The sequence below is a fragment of the Citrobacter sp. wls613 genome, assembly GCF_005281195.1.
GTDB classification, from domain to species: domain Bacteria; phylum Pseudomonadota; class Gammaproteobacteria; order Enterobacterales; family Enterobacteriaceae; genus Citrobacter; species Citrobacter gillenii.
Genome location: NZ_SZXN01000072.1, coordinates 1 through 18,317, shown reverse-complemented (window position 1 = coordinate 18,317; position 18,317 = coordinate 1). Strand labels below are relative to the sequence as shown.

Sequence of the window (18,317 nt, the reverse complement as noted above, 5' to 3'; positions counted from 1 at the left end):
AACGGCAGAATCTCACGATTCTGCCGTTTTTGTATAATTTTTCAGAGGAGTAGCTAATGAACAATTCTGAAGGTTTGAAGTCGTTTCAGCAATCGCTTGCTGGCCTGCCACAGTGGGTGTCTGAACGTATATTGCAGCAGATAAATCAGTTAACCCATTACGAGCCAGTAATCGGCATTATGGGTAAGAGCGGTGCCGGTAAATCCTCACTCTGCAATGCCCTGTTTGCCAGTGAGGTATCACCGGTCAGCGATGTGGCGGCCTGTACACGTGAGCCACTGCGCTTTCGCCTGCAGGTTGGCGACCGCTATATAACGCTGATGGATCTGCCCGGCGTGGGCGAAAGTGGCGCTCGCGATACCGAGTATGCTGCGCTGTACCGCGAACAGCTTCCTCGCCTCGACCTGGTACTGTGGCTGATTAAGGCCGATGACCGGGCGCTGACGGTGGATGAACATTTTTATCATCAGGTGATTGGAGAGGTATACCGGCATAAGGTGCTGTTTGTTATCAGCCAGTCGGATAAGGCCGAACCCACCAGCGGTGGGGGACAGTTGTCCACGGCGCAGAAGCAGAATATCAGCCGCAAAATCTGCCTGCTGCATGAGCTGTTCCAGCCCGTCCATCCGGTGTGTGCTGTGTCGGTCCGTCTACAATGGGGGCTTAAGGTGATGGCCGAGCGGATGATTAAGTGCCTGCCACGTGAGGCCACCAGCCCGGTGGTGTCGCAACTCCATCCTTCCTTTCGCACGACGGTAGTCCGGGAACAGGCTCGTAGCGATTTTGGTGAAACCGTCGGGGCCGTACTCGATAGCATCAGTGCCTTTCCCCTGATACCCGCCCCTGTGCGGGCCGTCATTCAGGCCGTGCGCACCACCGTGGTCTCTGTGGCCCGCGCCGTCTGGGATTTCTTCTTCTGAGTATTTAATCCATCCCTGTTATTTCCCTGACCCTGTCGCCGATGCGACGGGGATCCCCTTTATTTGTTTTCCCGTTATGAGGAGTCTGCTTATGACCCGTCTGGCTTCGCGCTTTGGCGCTGCAAACATTATTCGTCGTGACCGTCCGTTAACCCGCGAGGAGCTGTTTCGCGTGGTGCCCAGTGTGTTCAGCGAGGACAAACATGAATCCCGTAGTGAACGCTACACCTATATACCCACCATCTCCTTGCTGGACAGCCTGCAGCGAGAAGGCTTCCAGCCATTCTTTGCCTGTCAGACCCGTGTGCGTGATCCGGAGCGTCGCGAACACACCAAGCATATGCTGCGTCTACGGCGTGAGGGACAGATAACCGGTAAGCAGGTGCCGGAAATAATCCTGCTCAACTCTCACGATGGAACCAGTTCGTATCAGATGTTGCCGGGACTATTTCGTGCGGTTTGTCAGAACGGGCTCGTCTGCGGTGAGTCGTTTGGCGAGGTGCGGGTGCCACACAAGGGGGACGTGGTGAGTCAGGTGATTGAAGGCGCGTATGAGGTGCTGGGGATTTTTGACCGGGTGGAGGAGAAACGGGATGCCATGCAGTCGTTGCTGTTGCCACCCCCGGCACAGCAGGCACTGGCAAAAGCCGCCCTCACATACCGCTTTGGTGAAGACCACCAGCCGGTGACTGAATCGCAGATCCTCTCCCCTCGCCGCTGGCAGGATGAGAGCAATGACCTGTGGACCACGTACCAGCGTATTCAGGAGAACCTGATTAAGGGCGGGCTCAGTGGCCGTAATGCCAAAGGAGGACGGTCACATACCCGTGCCGTTCGCGGTATCGACGGGGACGTGAAACTTAACCGGGCACTGTGGGTGATGGCGGAAGCCCTGCTCACGCAACTGCAGTGACCGTTTAATGTTGCTGCTTTGTTAATATCGGACACCACCTGTCCGCATCGCACCGTGCTGACGGTCCTCACTCACCGAGGGAAGGCCTGTAACCCCCGCTGCCTCTGGCTTTTGCAGAAATGAAAAATAGTTTCTGTGGTGTCCATACCCTGTCCGACCCTCTCTTTAAAGTAATCACATCATTTTCAGTCAGTTAACTTTCACGGAGAACGTCTCATGACACAGGCAGAACGCCGCCATGACCGGCTGGCTGTCAGGCTGTCACTGATAATCAGCCGTCTGGTGGCAGGGGAAACGCTGAGTGTGCGTAAGCTTGCCGCTGAGTTTGGTGTGTCGGTGCGCACGCTGCGGCGTGATTTTCGTGAGCGGCTGATGTATCTGGACCTGGAGTATCAGTCCGGATATTGCCGCTTACGCACTGCGGGCAGTGAGACGCAGATGGTGCCCGACGTGCTTATCTTTGCCCACCGCAGCGGGATGGCCGGTCTTTTCCCTGGCTTTGACCGTCGTCTGGTAAACGCACTGCTGATGTGCGATGAGTCTCCCTGCGTAATCGCACCCGCCAGTCCGGTTCCTTCGCCATCAGGCGCATTGTCTTTCTGGCGACTGATTCAGGCCATTACCGGGCGCAGGCGGGTGACTCTGATTGCCGAGGGGCAGCGCTGTGAGCGGCTGGCTCCCTGCCGGTTACTTATCCACCAGCAGGCCTGGTATCTGGTGGCAGAGCACGACGGACATATCGCCGTATTCTCCCTGGATGAAATCCATCTGGCTCAGCCCCTGCAGGAGACTTTCCGGCGTAACGACAGTCTGTGTCGTCTTGTTGAAGACCCGGGCTTTATTCAGTCCTTACCCCATTTTCGCTTTATCCAGCAGTCACTGCTTACGTTTGTTCCGGCCAACAGCTCACCAGAATAGCGCAAGCGTTGTTATCAACCCGGCAACAGGGAGGAGCCCTATGCCCGTTATTGCCATTATCGCCATTGTTGTCATCGTCATCATTCTGAACAAAACCGGGGTGTCCGACAGTCTCGCGGCCCTGACCCTTGCCACTGTTGCCGCACTGCTGACGGGAGGTGGCGCAGCCGGTGCTGCCAGTGTCGCGCTGACACCGTTCGTCGGCGTGCCGGTGGGTATTTTCGTGGGCATTTATGTCTTTGCCAAAGTGGTTCGTCTGATTTCAGGAAAAAAATAATGAAACGTAAAACACTGCCTCTGCTGGCGCTGGTTGCCACCACTCTGTTTCTCATCGCATGCGATGACAGAAGTGATGACCTGAAGGCCATCAGTAAATTTAAGGACCTCACCCCACCGCGTTTCAGTGATGTGGTCAGCCACCAGGATGATGTCAGCGAAGAATGGTCACAGGTTGACTACTTATCCGGTCCCACCTTGCAGGTTTTACGTACCCGCCAGTCGCCCGATGGCTGCGAGGATGGCAGTTACTACTACCTCGTGGATATGCAGGAAAAAACCGTCCAGCCACTGATGAATGCGCTGTGTATTGCCGATAACATCAAACTGGAATACCAGGAGGTGACGGACCCGTATACCAAAGAAAAATACTTTGAGTACGCCCATGACGGCAAACTGATGGGGCAGCTACTGATACCCTCGAACCCTGACAATCAGGAATAAAACAACGACAAAGGAGACAAGAATGACAATACTTTCACTAAGTCGGTTTATGCTGGCGGGTGTACTGCTCGCGAGCTTTAATGCCTCTGCTATCCCGGGGTTCTGGCAGCAGGGTTACGGTCAGGGCAATACGGAATACAGCGTGACCGAAGCCAGCGGAAAGACGTTTACCATCAACTGCACAGGGAACCCGGACCAGAATGGTTTCTATCAGCATTCAGTCTTTCTTACCCTTGCCGATGACAAGATGGTCAGTTCGCACGATGACGACACTACTATCACCGTAGTGATGGATCACCAGCAGTACATTATTCCGTCCAGCCTGGGCTGGCGTAACGGCGATAACGCCTGGTTTGACTTCATCAGCAATATCTCTGAGGCCGGGCAGTTCGACGTCTACGTCAATGACCACAAAGCAGGGACCTTCACTGCGGACCGGAAGAACGCTGAGAAAGTTCTGTCCACTCTCGGAGACTGCAGCAACGACTGATAGTAGTATCTTCCCCAGCAAATCCACCCCGACAGCTAGCAGGCTGCCGGGGTTTTCTTTTATCAGGAGCCCGAAAATGACCCAATCCGTGTTGCTGCCACCGGGGCCTTTCACCCGGAGACAAGCGCAAGCGGTCACTACCACGTACAGCAATATCACACTCGAAGACGACCAGGGCAGTCACTTCCGTCTGGTGGTTCGTGATACTGAAGGCCGGATGGTCTGGCGGGCATGGAACTTTGAGCCGGATGCCGGTGAAGGTCTTAACCGCTATATCCGCACCTCAGGCATCCGTACAGACACGGCCCCCCGCTGATCGCGAAGCATTTACCCGCATTCACCTCCCCGAACACACTTTATATCCCCATACGCCAGCCATCGCCGCTGGCGTTTTTATTGACGGAGACATACCCATGACAACACAGACGCAGCACGACCTCGCACCCGCTAACCAACCCGAATTTGAACTGACCGTCACGCCGGTCCCCGATGAACAGCGTATCGATTTCTGGCCACAGTACTTTGGCGCTATCCCGCAGTGGCTACTCCTGGAGCCGCATATCTTCGCCTGGATGGACCGCTTCTGTGAGGGCTACAGCGGTGGTATCTGGTCGTTCTACACCCTCAGCAATGGCGGCGCATTTATGTCCCCCGAGCCTGACAACGATGAGACATGGCGTCTGTTTAACTGCCTGAACGGTAACGATGCCCAAATGAGTGCAGAAGCAGCAGGTATTGCTGTCTGCCTGATTGCGTATAGCCACCATGCCTGCCGTACAGAATGTGACGCGATGACCGCACACTATTACCGCCTGCGGGAGTATGCCATGCAACATCCAGAGGCTCACGCCATTCTGCGTATTATCGACTGACCGAAGGAGCAACAGATGAAACAGCTTTCCTTTTTACCCGGCGAGATGACGCCACAGGACCGGCGTCTCATTCAGCGGGCGCTCAGGGCTCTGGACCGCCACCTGCATGAGCCCGGCGTAGCCTTCACCTCTACCCACGCCGTACGTGAATGGCTGCGACTGCATATGGCCGCGCTTGAGCGGGAAGAGTTCCGGGTGTTGTATCTGGACAACCAGAATCAGTTGATTGCCCATGAAACGCTCTTCACCGGCACGATTAACCGCACCGAGGTGCATCCCCGGGAGGTGGTCAAACGTGCTCTGCACTTCAACGCGGCGGCGGTGATACTCGCGCATAACCATCCTTCCGGCGAGACGACACCTAGCCAGGCCGACAAAACCCTCACGCAGCGACTGGTTCAGGTGCTTCAGCTGGTGGATATCCGTGTCCCTGACCATCTGATTGTCGGTGGCAGGCAAATCTATTCGTTCGCAGAACACGGTCTGCTTTGAGGTATTACATGAAAATTATCAGTAAACGCAGGGCAATGACGATATACCGCCAGCATCCTGAGTCCCGAATCTTTCGCTACTGCACCGGCAAATACCAGTGGCACGGTAGCGTCTGTCATTACACCGGCAGGGACGTTCCGGATATCGCCGGAGTCCTCGCGGTATACGCCGAACGCCGCCAGGACCGCAATGGGCCCTATACCTGCCTGATGAGCATCACCCTGAACTGACAATAGTGGAGAACTGTAATGAGCAACCCTACCAGGGGCCTGCAGCGGGAGATTACACTGCGCCTGGGAGCCCGTCTGGTGCAGGAAGGCAACCGACTGCATTATCTGGCTGACCGGGCCAGCATCACCGGCAAGTTCAGTGACATCGAATGCCGGAAGCTGGATGAAACATTCCCGCACTTTATCCGCCAGATGGAATCGATGCTGACCACCGGTGAACTCAGCCCCCACCATGCCCACTGCGTTACCCTGTACCACAACGATTTAACCTGCGAAGCCGACACCCTTGGCAGTTGCGGCTACGTATACATCACCATTTACCCCACTCAGCGTTAATTACCTACACGAGAGCAAACATGAAAACTTTACCTGCAACAACTCAGCGGGCGGTGAAGCCCTGCCTGTCACCCGTGGCTGTCTGGCAAATGTTACTGACACGTCTGCTGGAACAGCACTATGGTCTGACAATAAACGACACGCCATTCTGCAATGAGGCTGTGATTAAGGAACACATCGATGCCGGTATCACCCTAGCCGATGCCGTGAATTTTCTGGTAGAAAAATACGAGCTGGTTCGTATCGACAGGAAGGGATTTAGCTGGCAGGAACAATCTCCTTATCTCCGGGCTGCAGACATTCTGCGAGCGCGGCAGGCAACTGGCTTGTTGCGGCAAAGCCGTAACAACGTAGTACGATGAACATTGCGTACAACCTTCCCGATTTACATTTCTGAACTTCCTCCCTTGTTTACCTATTGCGTAATGCGCCTGCTACTACCCGGCAGGCGCGTTATCTTTTTACGGACAAACAATCATGCAACCAGAAGTTGAAGTATTAACCGATCATAATGAGCTAATTTGTTCGAGCTTTATTGAACACATTGCCAACACATTAAATTTAGGAGTGGTGTACAACTAAACCTGCAGCCAAGGATGTATAGTGAGCGAAGCCCTATCAGGCCTTTTTGGTCAGTAGATAAGATTGATCTTCGTTGATAGAATTTACTTACACCAGCTGTTACATTAAGATAATTTTTTGGTGGGAGAATGATAAGATCTTACGTAACAATTTGATTTTAATGGTGCCGATAAGAGGAGTCGAACCTCCGACCTTCGCATTACGAATGCGCTGCTCTACCAACTGAGCTATATCGGCACTGATAAAGACATGCCCACGATTGTGAACACGGGGTAGAAGGTTAAAACTAACCGGGCGACGCGTCAATGGCCTTGCGAATCAAACGCCTATTTTTGCATCACCCGGTTTCAATTACGCACGAATCGTGTCGTCACCGAAGCCGATCCACTTGTACGTGGTCAGTGCTTCCAGCCCCATCGGTCCGCGTGCGTGTAATTTCTGCGTACTGACTGCCACTTCCGCACCCAGTCCAAACTGGCCGCCGTCGGTAAAACGGGTGGAGGCGTTAACGTACACCGCAGACGAATCCACCTCGTTAACGAAGCGGTTGGCGTTGTGCATATCGCGCGTCAGGATCGCGTCGGAATGCTGGGTGCCATGTTCGCGAATATGGCCGATGGCCTCATCCAAGTCGCTGACAATTTTTACGTTCAGATCCAGCGACAGAAACTCATCGTCGTACTCTTGTGCTTTTACCGCCACCACGTTGGCCGGACCGGCCTGCAATTGAGTCAGCGCGGCCTCATCAGCATGCAGCGTGACGCCGCTTTGCGCCATCTGCTGGCTCAGCACGGGCAGGAAGCGTCCGGCGATATTCTGGTGCACCAGCAGCGTCTCGACGGTATTACAGGTGCTCGGGCGTTGGGTTTTGGCGTTAACGATAATCCGGAGTGCGGCGATGATATCTGCGCTTTCATCCACATAGATATGACAAACACCAATACCGCCAGTGATCACCGGAATAGTCGACTGTTCGCGACACAGTTTGTGCAGGCCTGCGCCGCCGCGCGGGATCAGCATATCGATGTACTTATCCATGCGCAGCATTTCGCTGACCAGTGCGCGGTCCGGATTATCAATCGACTGCACGGCGGCCGCCGGTAAACCACAGGCCTCCAGCGCCTGCTGAATCACTGCCACGGTTGCCGCATTTGTCCGGTACGTCTCTTTGCCCCCGCGCAGGATCGCCGCATTGCCGGTTTTCAGGCACAGGGAGGCGACATCAACGGTGACGTTAGGACGCGCTTCATAAATCACGCCAATCACGCCCAGCGGGACGCGACGACGCTCCAGACGCAGGCCGCTATCCAGCAGACCGCCGTCAATCACCTGCCCGACCGGGTCGGCGAGATTGCACACCTGACGTACGTCGTCGGCGATGGCTTTCAAACGTTCCGGGGTCAGCGCCAGACGGTCAAGCATTGCTTCACTCAGACCGTTTTCCCTTGCCTGCTCAACGTCTTGTGCGTTAGCGCTGAGGATGCTTTCGGTTTGTGCTTCCAGTTCATCGGCAATCTTTTCCAGCACGCGGTTTTTTTCGCGGCTGGAGAGTAGCGCCAGCTTATACGACGCTGCTTTGGCAGCAATGCCCATTTGTTCCAGCATATGCCAGCTCCTTAACGGGTGATCATGTCATCGCGATGGACGGCAACCGGGCCATATTCATAGCCGAGGATCGCGTCAATCTGTTGAGAGTGGTGTCCGGCAATACGGCGCAGCGCGTCGCTGTTATAGCGAGTGACGCCGTGGGCAATATCGCGCCCTTCAAGATTGCAGATACGAATCACTTCACCACGAGAGAAGTTGCCTGTCACGCTTTTAATGCCTTTGGGCAATAACGAACTGCCGCGTTCCAGAATGGCTGAGGTTGCGCCTTCATCGACGGTGATTTCCCCTGCGGGCGGTGCGCCGAAGATCCAGCGTTTGCGGTTCTCCAGCGGAGAAGCCTGAGCATGAAAACGCGTCCCCACGGACACGCCTTCCATTACATCGCCAATCACACCAGGCTTGCTGCCTGCAGCAATAATGGTGTCGATACCGGCGCGGCAGGCCACATCGGCTGCCTGCAACTTGGTGCCCATACCGCCGGTGCCCAAACCAGAGACGCTGTCTCCGGCGATAGACCGCAGCGCGTCATCAATCCCGTAGACGTCTTTAATCAGCTCAGCCTGCGGATTGGTACGCGGGTCAGCGGTGAACAGGCCCTGCTGATCGGTGAGCAGCAGCAGCTTATCGGCCCCGGCCAGAATCGCCGCCAGCGCCGACAAGTTGTCGTTATCACCGACTTTAATTTCGGCGGTTGCCACCGCGTCGTTCTCATTGATGACAGGAACGATATTGTTATCCAGCAGCGCACGTAACGTGTCGCGAGCGTTAAGGAAACGTTCTCTGTCTTCCATATCCGCACGCGTCAGCAGCATCTGCCCGACATGAATGCCATAAATGGAGAACAGCTGTTCCCAGAGTTGAATCAGTCGGCTCTGCCCTACTGCCGCCAGCAGCTGTTTAGAGGCGATCGTTGCCGGTAGTTCAGGGTAACCAAGATGTTCACGCCCGGCGGCAATCGCGCCCGAGGTAACAATAACAATGCGATGCCCTGCGGCATGGAGCTGCGCGCACTGGCGGACCAGTTCTACGATGTGGGCACGGTTCAGGCGGCGCGATCCGCCCGTTAGCACACTGGTGCCTAGTTTTACCACCAGCGTCTGGCTGTCACTCATGATTCTCTGCCATTCAAGATTGGGGAAATGATATCAAACGAACGTTTTAGCAGGACTGGCCCCGGTTGCCAACAGCCAGCGCACAAAGCATGAAATTTTATTGCGCAGGATCAGCAAGCGTAGCGGCAGGTTTTGACGTTTTTATGACAGAAACAAATAAACATTCTTTTTTAAAAATATTCTTACTTTGTCATAAAACGTTCATTGCCAGACGTTAAAAACCCTCCTGTCTTTGAACGGGGAACACACCCAGTAAATATTCGCGCGTACTTTAAATCAGGAATGAAAATGAAAAAGAGCACTCTGGCATTAGTGGTGATGGGTATTATGGCATCGGCATCCGTACAGGCAGCGGAAGTGTATAATAAGAACGGAAATAAACTGGATGTGTACGGCAAAGTTAAAGCCATGCACTACATGACCGATAATGACAGCAAAGACGGCGACCAAAGCTATATCCGTTTTGGTTTTAAAGGTGAAACTCAAATTAACGATCAGCTGACCGGTTATGGTCGTTGGGAAGCAGAGTTCGCAGGCAATAAAGCTGAAAGCGATTCTAACCAGCAAAAAACACGTCTGGCCTTCGCGGGTCTGAAATTGAAAAACCTCGGTTCCTTCGACTACGGTCGTAACCTGGGTGCGCTGTACGACGTTGAAGCGTGGACCGATATGTTCCCGGAGTTCGGCGGGGACTCTTCCGCGCAGACCGATAACTTCATGACCAAACGCGCCAGCGGTCTGGCGACGTACCGTAACACCGACTTCTTCGGCGTCGTTGATGGCCTGGATCTCACCTTGCAATACCAGGGTAAAAACGAAGACCGCGATGTGAAAAAACAGAATGGCGACGGTTTTGGTACGTCGGTGACCTATGACTTTGGCGGCAGCGATTTCGCCATCAGCGGCGCCTATACCAATTCCGATCGTACCAATCAGCAGAATCTGCAAAACCGTGGCGCGGGCGATAAAGCCGAAGCCTGGGCAACCGGTTTAAAATACGATGCCAACGATATTTATATTGCCACGATGTACTCTGAAACGCGCAAAATGACGCCTATATCCGGTGGCTTCGCCAATAAAACACAGAACGTCGAAGCAGTGGTTCAGTACCAGTTTGATTTTGGTCTGCGTCCGTCCCTGGGATATGTGCTGTCGAAAGGCAAAGATATTGAAGGTATCGGTAATGAAGATCTGGTGAATTATATCGACGTTGGCGCGACCTATTATTTCAACAAGAATATGTCGGCGTTTGTTGATTATAAAATCAACCAGCTGGATAGCGATAATAAATTGGCCATCAACAATGATGATATCGTCGCAGTGGGGATGACCTACCAGTTCTGATCTAACATAAAAAATGTCGGATGGGGTTGCGCCGCCATCCGGCATTTTGCTGTTCACTATGCCGTTAATTTAACCGGCTGATCTTTAAAGTCGTCCGCAGGTTCCAGCGCCAGATTCAGCGACGTTAGCAACCCACGCAATTTTTCATGGAACTCACGTAAGGTGTACTCCAGTCGATCTACCACTTCAGTCTCTTTGATGGGCACGGCGGTCCAGTTGCCGTCTTGATCAAACAAACCAAACTGGTAGCTGTACGTGAAGCGTTTTTCCTGTGCTTCTAACTCCATCCACCAGCCCCAGAATTCACGCTTCTCCGGCGCGGGTTTCACGTTGACGCAAACAGCCAGACAATCGAAAAAAAATCGATTATCTTCGCACTGCCCTTCCCGGATGTAAGGGCCAAGCGCGGTGAATTTCTTGATCAATCTGCTTTTCGGGTGTCCACTCGGTAACGTCATTGCGATCTCCTTAGGTGAAGCAACTGTTTTACCAAATCAATAAAATTTAGCAATCTATTAACACAATCTCTGATTGATCCATCCGGTTATTTCTTGCAGCGCTTTATCAAAATTGCGATACACCGGGTTGAACGGGATCTCCATCAGCTTACCGTCAGAAGATGACGATGTGATTAAGCGAGACTCCTCTTCCGGACTAAACGGATCGTTTTTCCAGAAGCCCGACAGCATCGGCGTTGGACAACGTCGGCCCAGCAGGCCTTGTACCTTTAATGAATAGCGATTGAGCTCGACACGCAGCGCGTCATCGGAGGCGTCGTGCATACCCAGACGGCTGGCCAGTACATCAAGATACATTTCCGGGACGCTTGCCTGCCGCTGCGGGTCGCTGAGCAGCGCATGCACCACCGGCCCCAGACACGCCACCGCTTTCAGGCGCGAAGATTCGAGATACGCCAACCGTACCGCCACGTTGGCGCCAAAGCGAAAACCAAATGCCGCCACGCGGGTGTGATCGACCCAGGGAATGTTGGGCAGTGCTTTTAATACGTGCTGATGCAGCAGGCTGGAATCCTGGGTCAGTTTCCATTTCGACGAAAACCCGACCGAGGGCATGTCCAGCGTCAGCATGGCAATACCACGCGGGGCAAAATAGCGTTCATACAGGGTGTAGTAATCCGTTTGCATGGAATCCAGCCCCCCGCACATCAGCACCGTCGGGAACGGGCCGTCACCTTTTGGCATATGCAAAAAACCGGTGATCGGCGCACCGCCGGGAACCGTGAATTCCAGTTCGCGCAGCTTACCGGGCAAGCGCTGAGCCGCCTCTTCATACGCGCGATTCGCCAGGGCCTGCGCCTGTTCAGCCAGCTCGTCGCCTTTCAGATGCGGATACGCCGCAATGTTGTACAGCGTAGAGGCGTGCAGCCAGTGGCGTCCGCTAATTTGTGGGTCCTGTTCTGCCATGGCCTTCTGTTGCCAGTCCATCGCCTGCTTCGCCCACTCGTAGATCCAGTTCCCGCCACGATAGCCAATAACCGTGTCATAGAGCTCTTTATCCGTGCGCTCTGCTTCGCTCATGACGATACGCGCCTGCACCTCAAGGATTTCGCGCGGATCGACGCCGCGCCAGATCCACATCAGGCGATTCACCATGCGGTACCAGTGCGGGATGGTTGTGCCATCCAGGGCAGATTGCACAGACGGCTGCGCGCCGTGATTAAATCGACGAACCAGCGTTGACGTTTCAGGGTGTTTGAAGCGGGGTTTAAACAGGACTTCGCTGAGGTTAGCCTGTGACATAATTACGGCCTCCATGAGTACTCACTAAGGCATAGTGTAACCTGACACGGCACAAAAAGAACAACGCCCGGCATAGCCAGGCGTTGAAAACGATTTAGATTAGCGGCCTGAAATCGGCGGGACGAACACGACGCCCATATCCCACGGCTGCTCGATCCAGGTATCCTGAGGGATATCAACAACATAATCATTCACCAGCGGACGGCCTGCCGGTTTAGCGAAGATGGTGACGAAATGCGCTTTAGGGTACATTTCGCGAATCGCAACCGCGGTACCACCGGTGTCAACCAGGTCATCGATTACGATGAAACCTTCACCGTCACCTTCGGCACGTTTCAGAACGGTCAGTTCGCGCTGATTGTCGTGATCGTAGCTGGAGATGCATACGGTATCGACATGACGAATACCCAATTCACGCGCCAGCAGCGCGCCTGGCACCAGACCACCACGGCTAACGGCAATGATGCCTTTCCATTGTTCAGAAGGCATCAAGCGGCTTGCCAGTTTACGTGCATGGATCTGCAACATGTCCCAGGTGACGACGTATTTTTCGCTCATGTGAAGTTGTCCCAGCCTGTTTATCTACGGCTTAAAAAGTGTTCGAGGGGGAAATAGGTTGCGCGAGATTATAGAGATCTGACGCGCTAAAAACCAGTGTTAAGCGGAATCCAGGCCTCTTTTTGCATGCTTTTTGCTAGCCGTGAGCAGAGAAAGTGGTATTCTCAATTGCATCGCGCAAGCCTGACTTGTGGTGTTTTTAATTCTGCTAACCCCGTGGCCTGTAAGTCAATTTTGCAGGGCATCGCCAAGGAGACTCAACGTGTCTGAACTGTCTCAATTATCCCCGCAACCGCTGTGGGATATTTTTGCCAAAATCTGTTCTATTCCTCATCCGTCCTACCATGAAGAGCAACTCGCTGAACATATTCTGAGTTGGGCCCAAGAGAAAGGTTTCCACGTCGAGCGCGATCAGGTGGGTAATATCCTGATTCGCAAACCCGCTACCGCAGGAATGGAAAACCGCAAGCCGGTTGTTCTGCAGGCGCACCTGGATATGGTGCCGCAAAAAAACAACGATACCGTTCACGACTTCACCAAAGATCCGATCCAGCCTTATATTGACGGCGAATGGGTGAAAGCCCGTGGCACCACGCTGGGTGCGGATAACGGTATCGGTATGGCCTCTGCGCTGGCCGTTCTGGCGGATGACAGCGTGGTTCACGGCCCGCTGGAAGTTCTGCTGACCATGACCGAAGAAGCGGGCATGGACGGTGCGTTTGGTCTGCAGGCTAACTGGCTGCAGGCAGATATTCTGATCAACACCGACTCCGAAGAAGAAGGTGAGATCTACATGGGTTGCGCGGGGGGGATCGACTTCACCGCCAATCTGCCGCTGTCTCGTGAAGCCATTCCTGCAGGTTTCCAGACCTTTAAGCTGACGCTGAAAGGCCTGAAAGGCGGTCACTCCGGCGGCGAAATCCATGTTGGCCTCGGTAATGCCAACAAGCTGCTGGTACGCTTCCTGGCTGGCCACGCTGAAGAACTGGATCTGCGTCTGGTTGATTTCAACGGTGGTACGCTGCGTAACGCGATCCCACGTGAAGCCTTTGCTACCCTTGCTGTTGCCGCAGATAAAATCGATGCGTTAAAAGCGCTGGTCAGCACTTATCAGGAAATCCTGAAAAACGAGCTGGCAGCAAAAGAGAAAAATCTGGCACTACTGCTGGATACCGTCTCTAACGACAAAGCCGCACTGACCGCTCAGTCCCGCGATACCTTTGTTCGTCTGCTGAACGCGACACCAAACGGCGTGATCCGCAATTCAGACGTGGCAAAAGGCGTGGTGGAAACCTCCCTGAACGTCGGTGTTGTCACCATGACTGACGACAACGTGCAGATTCACTGCCTGGTTCGCTCGCTGATCGACAGCGGTAAAGACTATGTGGTAAGCATGCTGGATTCTCTGGGCAAGCTGGCAGGCGCTAAAACCGAAGCCAAAGGTGCGTATCCGGGCTGGCAGCCGGACGCGAACTCGCCGGTCATGCACCTGGTGCGCGAAACCTATCAGCGTCTGTTCAACAAGACGCCAAACATCCAGATTATCCACGCGGGTCTGGAATGCGGTCTGTTTAAGAAGCCGTATCCGGAAATGGACATGGTTTCCATCGGGCCAACCATCACGGGTCCGCACTCCCCGGATGAGCAGGTTCATATCGAAAGCGTTGGCCATTACTGGACGCTGCTGACTGAACTGCTGAAGTCTATTCCGGCGAAGTAAGTCCCTGCAATAAATGCCGGATGGCGCTGCTGCTTATCCGGCCTACGATCGCGTAGGTAAGCCGGATAGGGTATTTATGCCGCTATCCGGCAATACATCCAACTCAAAGCCCCAGTACCAACTGCCTTTCCAGCTGTGGATCCAGCAGCGTGACGTGTAATCCCACCAGCCTGACCCCACGTCCTCCCCGACGCTCATCCCAGGTTTTGCGCGCCGTGGTAATCAAATCGTCTTTACTTAAGCGCGGCCAGACGTGCTCCTGAGTGGTCTGCTGAAAGTCATTAAACTTTAATTTAATGCCCTGGCGAGCAATACATAAATCCGGTTTTACCTTTGCCAGACGCCGCTCCAGCTCCGGATAAAGCCGCTCGATAATCGCCTCACATTCTGACCACTCATGAATATCCTCTGCCAGCGTGCGTTCAACACCGACGGATTTGCGCATTCTGTCGTTATTCACATCCCGCTCGTCAATACCCTGGCTGCGCTCCCACAGCACGCGACCAAATTTACCAAAACGCTTAAGCAATATCGCCAGGTCGCACTGTTGTACATCTTCACAGGTACGTAATCCCATGGATTCCAGCTTGGCGGCGGAAACTTTGCCGACACCGGGAATTTTCCCCAGTGGGAGCGTTCTGATAAATTCCGGCACATCATCCGGTGTGATCACATATTGCCCGTTGGGCTTATTGAGATCGGAGGCGATCTTGGCCAGAAACTTGACCGGTGCAATCCCCGCGGAGGCGGTGAGCTGTAGCTCGTCAAAAATCGTCTGGCGAATTTGCTGGGCAATCAGTGTGGCCGATCCGTGACAGTGCATGCTGTCGGTGACGTCCAGATAGGCTTCATCCAGCGAAAGGGGTTCGATAAGCGAGGTGTAGCGTGCGAAAATCGCCTGAATCTGGCGAGACGCTTCTTTATACGCCTCATAACGACCGGGTAATAAGGTGAGATGCGGGCACAGTTTTAGCGCCATCCCCGTGGGCATCGCGCTGCGTACGCCAAATTTCCGCGCCGGGTAATTGGCGGTGCTGATCACCCCCCGGCGTTCACGGCTGCCACCGATAGCGATCGGGATATCACGCAGCGCGGGGTTATCACGCATTTCCACCGCCGCGAAAAAGCAGTCCATATCGACATGTATAATTTTACGCATCGCCCCTCCCATAACACTGTTTAAGTATACAGTATCTTTATGTAATGAGAAGTCTGAACACGTATTACGGTACTGCGGGTCCATTCATGACGAAACGGGCATCACACAGATAACGCACAACCTCTTTTGACGCATGCTCTGCAGGGTTACCCGCCGTACTGACAAACAGCTTATTCACTTTTCGCACATTCGCCTTAAGCAGATTTTCAATGGTCATCCGGCGAAAGGCATCATTTTCAACGCAGAAAAGTTCATAGTCTCCCAAACGCTCGCCGCAAATTTCACAATGGTTCATCCAGTAGCGTAGTCCGGTGGTTTTACTCTTATCCAGGTAGTAATTGCTGGCCTTGATGTTCTTCATTATCTCTTCTGGCAGCGCATTAATATGGAACAGAAACGTATTCCGCCTGACGGACAGCCAGCCTTCACCATCCTGTATTTTTTTAATATAACGGGTAAACATAACCCCATGGATTCGGGTGATTTGATGGCAGTTCCAGCAGTGCATCTTTGAGGTAATGACCAGATAGTAGGGCGCTATGATGTTGTAACTATCCATAGTGTAGGCATAGTCCAAAAGCCCCTCCTTTAGCCCATCAGGCTCGGTATACCAGATCCCTGATACATTATCGAAATGCGCGCCCTGACAGGCCACATCTGTAACATTATCTGATTGAATATTCAGTGGAATAATTTGAGTTACAGCTATCACATTACCTTCCTTAGCAATAATATGCCCCCACGTTGCGTGGGGGACGAGAGAACAGAATTAATGAGGCACAACAACGGGGGGTTGACGTAAGGAAGTCACCTGCTTTTGTTTATCCAGCTTATCCACCAACGGCTGCACGACCTTCTCGCCGTGCTGACCAAAGTATTGATACAGCGTGTCGGACGCACTTTGCGTCAACACCATAATCTCAATGCGGCGGTTACCCGCGCTCTCTGGATTTTTCGCATCCAGCAGCATCTGGTCCGCCATGGCGCTGACCTGCATGACTTTATCCTGCGGCATCCCCGCTTCTTCCAGCACGCGGCGGGCGGAGAGCGCCCTGTCACCAGACAGATTCCAGTTGTTATAAATATTATTTTTATAGCCCATCGCATCCGTGTGACCGGTGATGATGATCTTATTGTCCAGCGTGTCAAAAACCGGTGCCAGTTCAACCAGTAACGATCGGAAGAATGGCATGATCCGCGCGCTACCGCGTTCAAACATATTGCGGTTCTGGTCATCTTTAATCAGCACGCGTAACCCCTGAGGGACGATCTCCATCTCCAGGTTAGTTTCCATATGCGCATTGCGGGCGATGGTGTTGATGTTAGTCGCCAGCTCTCCCAGTTCAGTCGCGGACTTTTTCTTCAGCAACGCCGTCTTCTCATTCACATCCATGACTTTTTTGGCCGTTTCTTCCGTCACTTTAGCCGTTTCCTGCGGTAGCGCTTGTTTATCTGACTTGCTGCGAGTGACATTTTTACTGCTGGCCCCCGGTGCAATCGGCTGTTTGCCAATTTTATTTAACGGTGCGAGCCCTCCCCCGTTGAAGATGGACTGGCCGTGCAGCGCCGCAACGATATTTTCGCGATCGGATTTACTGACGCTGTTGACAATCCACAGCGTCATAAACAGCGCCATCATCGCCAGCGTAAAGTCGGCAAATGCCACCTTCCACGCACCGCCATGATGACCTGCATGATTCTTTTTAATTTGTCGCCGAATAATGGTGGTCTTCGCACCACGGTCGCGACGATTTGGCGCCTTCCTCATGCTTATTCCTGCTCCAGCATCGCATTCACCCACGCGTCCAGATTGGCAAACGTTGGTTTAGATGCCAGATGCAGAAGTTTACGTCCTGCATCCACCGCCAGCAGCGTTGGCTTACCGCCAGCATGCGCCACCAGCACAGTACGCACACATTCCAGCAGAGAATGTTCCGCACGCGCCTGTTGCTCCATCGAGTTCGCCAGCGGATCCATCAGGCAGTAGCAGATAAATACCCCCAGGAAGGTCCCTACCAGCGCCGCTGCTACTTTCAGGCCGATCAGTGCAATGGAGCCATCAATAGATTGCATGGTAATAATGATGCCAAGTACCGCGGCGCAAATACCGAATCCCGGCATAGCTTCAGCCGTACGCTGTAATGAACGAGACGGTGTCAACAGCTCTTCTTCTACGGTATCCAGTTCCTGATCGAGGATCCCTTCCAGTTCGTGGGCGTCAATTTTGCCCATTGCCATCAGGCGGAAGTTATCAGCGATAAAGGTCACCAGTCGCTCTTGAGTCAGCACCAGCGGGTACTTTTGGAAAATGGTACTTTCAGCCGGTTTTTCAATGTGCTGATCCAACATGCGTAAGCCGCCGTTTTGTACCAGCTCCAGCAGTTCAAACAGGCACATTAATAGTTGGCGCTGAAACTCTGGCCCCAGCTGTTTCTTGCTGAGTACACCTTTCAACTGATGGCCGATCTCTTTCAGCACGTGCTTCGGGTTGCCGATAATCATGGCACCAAATCCGGCGCCGAGAATAATAACAATTTCAGCAGGCTGCCAGGGTGATGCTGCCAACTTACTGATTTAGTGTAT

The 18,317-nt window shown here is 53.5% G+C and carries 22 protein-coding genes, 1 tRNA gene and 1 pseudogene; 14 read left to right on the top strand and 10 right to left on the bottom strand.

Annotated elements, in window-relative coordinates; all coding sequences use genetic code 11:
- Positions 1 to 56: 56 nt before the first annotated feature.
- The 12 genes from FDX01_RS17890 (at position 57) to ykfI (ending at position 6,253) form a co-directional block, all read left to right on the top strand.
- Positions 57 to 920, top strand: coding sequence for a GTPase family protein (locus tag FDX01_RS17890; RefSeq protein ID WP_016154552.1), 864 nt, complete (start codon positions 57 to 59; stop codon positions 918 to 920).
- Between the two features lie 91 nt (positions 921 to 1,011).
- Positions 1,012 to 1,833, top strand: coding sequence for a DUF932 domain-containing protein (locus FDX01_RS17885; protein WP_023326105.1), 822 nt, complete (start codon positions 1,012 to 1,014; stop codon positions 1,831 to 1,833).
- Between the two features lie 216 nt (positions 1,834 to 2,049).
- Entirely contained in the window at positions 2,050 to 2,751 is a 702-nt protein-coding gene (locus FDX01_RS17880) for a WYL domain-containing protein (protein ID WP_137400222.1), read from the top strand.
- Between the two features lie 40 nt (positions 2,752 to 2,791).
- Positions 2,792 to 3,028: a protein YpjK gene (ypjK, locus tag FDX01_RS17875; RefSeq protein ID WP_001144031.1), complete on the top strand. Its 237-nt coding sequence runs from the start codon at positions 2,792 to 2,794 to the stop codon at positions 3,026 to 3,028.
- Positions 3,028 to 3,471, top strand: a complete 444-nt coding sequence (locus FDX01_RS17870) for a YfjS/YafY family lipoprotein (protein WP_000824223.1) — start codon at positions 3,028 to 3,030, stop codon at positions 3,469 to 3,471. The genes ypjK and FDX01_RS17870 overlap by 1 nt, the downstream gene beginning before the upstream one ends.
- Positions 3,472 to 3,493: 22 nt before the next feature.
- Positions 3,494 to 3,961 carry a protein YkfB gene (gene ykfB, locus FDX01_RS17865; RefSeq protein WP_001547765.1) on the top strand — a complete coding sequence of 156 codons (468 nt, stop codon included), beginning with the start codon at positions 3,494 to 3,496 and terminating at the stop codon, positions 3,959 to 3,961.
- A 76-nt stretch (positions 3,962 to 4,037) separates the two neighbouring features.
- Positions 4,038 to 4,277: a DUF905 domain-containing protein gene (locus FDX01_RS17860; RefSeq protein ID WP_001489226.1), complete on the top strand. Its 240-nt coding sequence runs from the start codon at positions 4,038 to 4,040 to the stop codon at positions 4,275 to 4,277.
- Between the two features lie 97 nt (positions 4,278 to 4,374).
- Complete coding sequence (locus tag FDX01_RS17855) at positions 4,375 to 4,833, top strand: antirestriction protein (RefSeq protein ID WP_000211838.1); 459 nt, start codon at positions 4,375 to 4,377, stop codon at positions 4,831 to 4,833.
- 15 nt (positions 4,834 to 4,848) lie between these two features.
- Positions 4,849 to 5,325 carry a RadC family protein gene (locus FDX01_RS17850; protein WP_000811693.1) on the top strand — a complete coding sequence of 159 codons (477 nt, stop codon included), beginning with the start codon at positions 4,849 to 4,851 and terminating at the stop codon, positions 5,323 to 5,325.
- 8 nt (positions 5,326 to 5,333) lie between these two features.
- Positions 5,334 to 5,555, top strand: coding sequence for a DUF987 domain-containing protein (locus FDX01_RS17845; RefSeq protein WP_000691994.1), 222 nt, complete (start codon positions 5,334 to 5,336; stop codon positions 5,553 to 5,555).
- Positions 5,556 to 5,573: 18 nt separating this feature from the next.
- Complete coding sequence (gene yafW / locus FDX01_RS17840; RefSeq protein ID WP_137400221.1) at positions 5,574 to 5,891, top strand: type IV toxin-antitoxin system antitoxin YafW; 318 nt, start codon at positions 5,574 to 5,576, stop codon at positions 5,889 to 5,891.
- Between the two features lie 20 nt (positions 5,892 to 5,911).
- Positions 5,912 to 6,253: a type IV toxin-antitoxin system toxin YkfI gene (gene ykfI, locus FDX01_RS17835; protein ID WP_000854680.1), complete on the top strand. Its 342-nt coding sequence runs from the start codon at positions 5,912 to 5,914 to the stop codon at positions 6,251 to 6,253.
- A gap of 381 nt (positions 6,254 to 6,634) precedes the next feature.
- Here the strand turns inward: ykfI and FDX01_RS17830 are convergent.
- From FDX01_RS17830 to proB, 3 genes are all read right to left on the bottom strand, one after another.
- Positions 6,635 to 6,710: transfer RNA gene (locus tag FDX01_RS17830), tRNA-Thr, on the bottom strand.
- A 114-nt stretch (positions 6,711 to 6,824) separates the two neighbouring features.
- Positions 6,825 to 8,078, bottom strand: a complete 1,254-nt coding sequence (gene proA, locus FDX01_RS17825; RefSeq protein ID WP_137400220.1) for a glutamate-5-semialdehyde dehydrogenase — start codon at positions 8,076 to 8,078, stop codon at positions 6,825 to 6,827.
- A gap of 11 nt (positions 8,079 to 8,089) precedes the next feature.
- Positions 8,090 to 9,193, bottom strand: coding sequence for a glutamate 5-kinase (gene proB / locus FDX01_RS17820; RefSeq protein ID WP_096758188.1), 1,104 nt, complete (start codon positions 9,191 to 9,193; stop codon positions 8,090 to 8,092).
- A gap of 288 nt (positions 9,194 to 9,481) precedes the next feature.
- On the opposite strand from proB, the gene phoE reads away from it, so the two are divergent.
- Positions 9,482 to 10,537 (top strand): phosphoporin PhoE, encoded by a 1,056-nt coding sequence (gene phoE / locus FDX01_RS17815; protein ID WP_117342053.1) that lies wholly within the window; start codon positions 9,482 to 9,484, stop codon positions 10,535 to 10,537.
- A gap of 56 nt (positions 10,538 to 10,593) precedes the next feature.
- Here phoE and crl read toward each other — a convergent pair whose 3' ends face one another.
- From crl to gpt, 3 genes are all read right to left on the bottom strand, one after another.
- Entirely contained in the window at positions 10,594 to 10,995 is a 402-nt protein-coding gene (crl, locus tag FDX01_RS17810) for a sigma factor-binding protein Crl (protein ID WP_096758190.1), read from the bottom strand.
- 57 nt (positions 10,996 to 11,052) lie between these two features.
- On the bottom strand, positions 11,053 to 12,297 hold the full coding sequence (gene frsA, locus FDX01_RS17805) for an esterase FrsA (protein ID WP_115259348.1): 1,245 nt from the start codon (positions 12,295 to 12,297) through the stop codon (positions 11,053 to 11,055).
- Between the two features lie 99 nt (positions 12,298 to 12,396).
- On the bottom strand, positions 12,397 to 12,855 hold the full coding sequence (gene gpt / locus FDX01_RS17800; protein ID WP_115259349.1) for a xanthine phosphoribosyltransferase: 459 nt from the start codon (positions 12,853 to 12,855) through the stop codon (positions 12,397 to 12,399).
- Positions 12,856 to 13,117: 262 nt separating this feature from the next.
- Here gpt and pepD point away from each other — a divergent pair, with 262 nt between their 5' ends.
- Complete coding sequence (gene pepD / locus FDX01_RS17795) at positions 13,118 to 14,575, top strand: cytosol nonspecific dipeptidase (RefSeq protein WP_137400219.1); 1,458 nt, start codon at positions 13,118 to 13,120, stop codon at positions 14,573 to 14,575.
- A 103-nt stretch (positions 14,576 to 14,678) separates the two neighbouring features.
- Here the strand turns inward: pepD and dinB are convergent, their stop codons facing one another.
- From dinB to motA, 4 genes and pseudogenes are all read right to left on the bottom strand, one after another.
- Positions 14,679 to 15,734 (bottom strand): DNA polymerase IV, encoded by a 1,056-nt coding sequence (gene dinB, locus FDX01_RS17790; protein ID WP_137400218.1) that lies wholly within the window; start codon positions 15,732 to 15,734, stop codon positions 14,679 to 14,681.
- 64 nt (positions 15,735 to 15,798) lie between these two features.
- Positions 15,799 to 16,446 (bottom strand): DNA primase, encoded by a 648-nt coding sequence (locus FDX01_RS17785; protein WP_117342049.1) that lies wholly within the window; start codon positions 16,444 to 16,446, stop codon positions 15,799 to 15,801.
- 57 nt (positions 16,447 to 16,503) lie between these two features.
- Positions 16,504 to 17,502 (bottom strand): putative lateral flagellar export/assembly protein LafU, encoded by a 999-nt coding sequence (lafU, locus tag FDX01_RS17780; protein ID WP_135912521.1) that lies wholly within the window; start codon positions 17,500 to 17,502, stop codon positions 16,504 to 16,506.
- A 2-nt stretch (positions 17,503 to 17,504) separates the two neighbouring features.
- Positions 17,505 to 18,284, bottom strand: a pseudogene (motA, locus tag FDX01_RS17775) (flagellar motor stator protein MotA); the annotation flags it as partial.
- Positions 18,285 to 18,317 lie beyond the last annotated feature (33 nt).

Coding starts and splice junctions, on each gene's coding strand:
- FDX01_RS17890 (WP_016154552.1), top strand. CDS start 57: ATGAACAATTCTGAAGGTTTGAAGTCGTTTCAGCAATCGCTTGCTGGC.
- FDX01_RS17885 (WP_023326105.1), top strand. CDS start 1,012: ATGACCCGTCTGGCTTCGCGCTTTGGCGCTGCAAACATTATTCGTCGT.
- FDX01_RS17880 (WP_137400222.1), top strand. CDS start 2,050: ATGACACAGGCAGAACGCCGCCATGACCGGCTGGCTGTCAGGCTGTCA.
- ypjK (WP_001144031.1), top strand. CDS start 2,792: ATGCCCGTTATTGCCATTATCGCCATTGTTGTCATCGTCATCATTCTG.
- FDX01_RS17870 (WP_000824223.1), top strand. CDS start 3,028: ATGAAACGTAAAACACTGCCTCTGCTGGCGCTGGTTGCCACCACTCTG.
- ykfB (WP_001547765.1), top strand. CDS start 3,494: ATGACAATACTTTCACTAAGTCGGTTTATGCTGGCGGGTGTACTGCTC.
- FDX01_RS17860 (WP_001489226.1), top strand. CDS start 4,038: ATGACCCAATCCGTGTTGCTGCCACCGGGGCCTTTCACCCGGAGACAA.
- FDX01_RS17855 (WP_000211838.1), top strand. CDS start 4,375: ATGACAACACAGACGCAGCACGACCTCGCACCCGCTAACCAACCCGAA.
- FDX01_RS17850 (WP_000811693.1), top strand. CDS start 4,849: ATGAAACAGCTTTCCTTTTTACCCGGCGAGATGACGCCACAGGACCGG.
- FDX01_RS17845 (WP_000691994.1), top strand. CDS start 5,334: ATGAAAATTATCAGTAAACGCAGGGCAATGACGATATACCGCCAGCAT.
- yafW (WP_137400221.1), top strand. CDS start 5,574: ATGAGCAACCCTACCAGGGGCCTGCAGCGGGAGATTACACTGCGCCTG.
- ykfI (WP_000854680.1), top strand. CDS start 5,912: ATGAAAACTTTACCTGCAACAACTCAGCGGGCGGTGAAGCCCTGCCTG.
- proA (WP_137400220.1), bottom strand. CDS start 8,078: ATGCTGGAACAAATGGGCATTGCTGCCAAAGCAGCGTCGTATAAGCTG.
- proB (WP_096758188.1), bottom strand. CDS start 9,193: ATGAGTGACAGCCAGACGCTGGTGGTAAAACTAGGCACCAGTGTGCTA.
- phoE (WP_117342053.1), top strand. CDS start 9,482: ATGAAAAAGAGCACTCTGGCATTAGTGGTGATGGGTATTATGGCATCG.
- crl (WP_096758190.1), bottom strand. CDS start 10,995: ATGACGTTACCGAGTGGACACCCGAAAAGCAGATTGATCAAGAAATTC.
- frsA (WP_115259348.1), bottom strand. CDS start 12,297: ATGTCACAGGCTAACCTCAGCGAAGTCCTGTTTAAACCCCGCTTCAAA.
- gpt (WP_115259349.1), bottom strand. CDS start 12,855: ATGAGCGAAAAATACGTCGTCACCTGGGACATGTTGCAGATCCATGCA.
- dinB (WP_137400218.1), bottom strand. CDS start 15,734: ATGCGTAAAATTATACATGTCGATATGGACTGCTTTTTCGCGGCGGTG.
- lafU (WP_135912521.1), bottom strand. CDS start 17,502: ATGAGGAAGGCGCCAAATCGTCGCGACCGTGGTGCGAAGACCACCATT.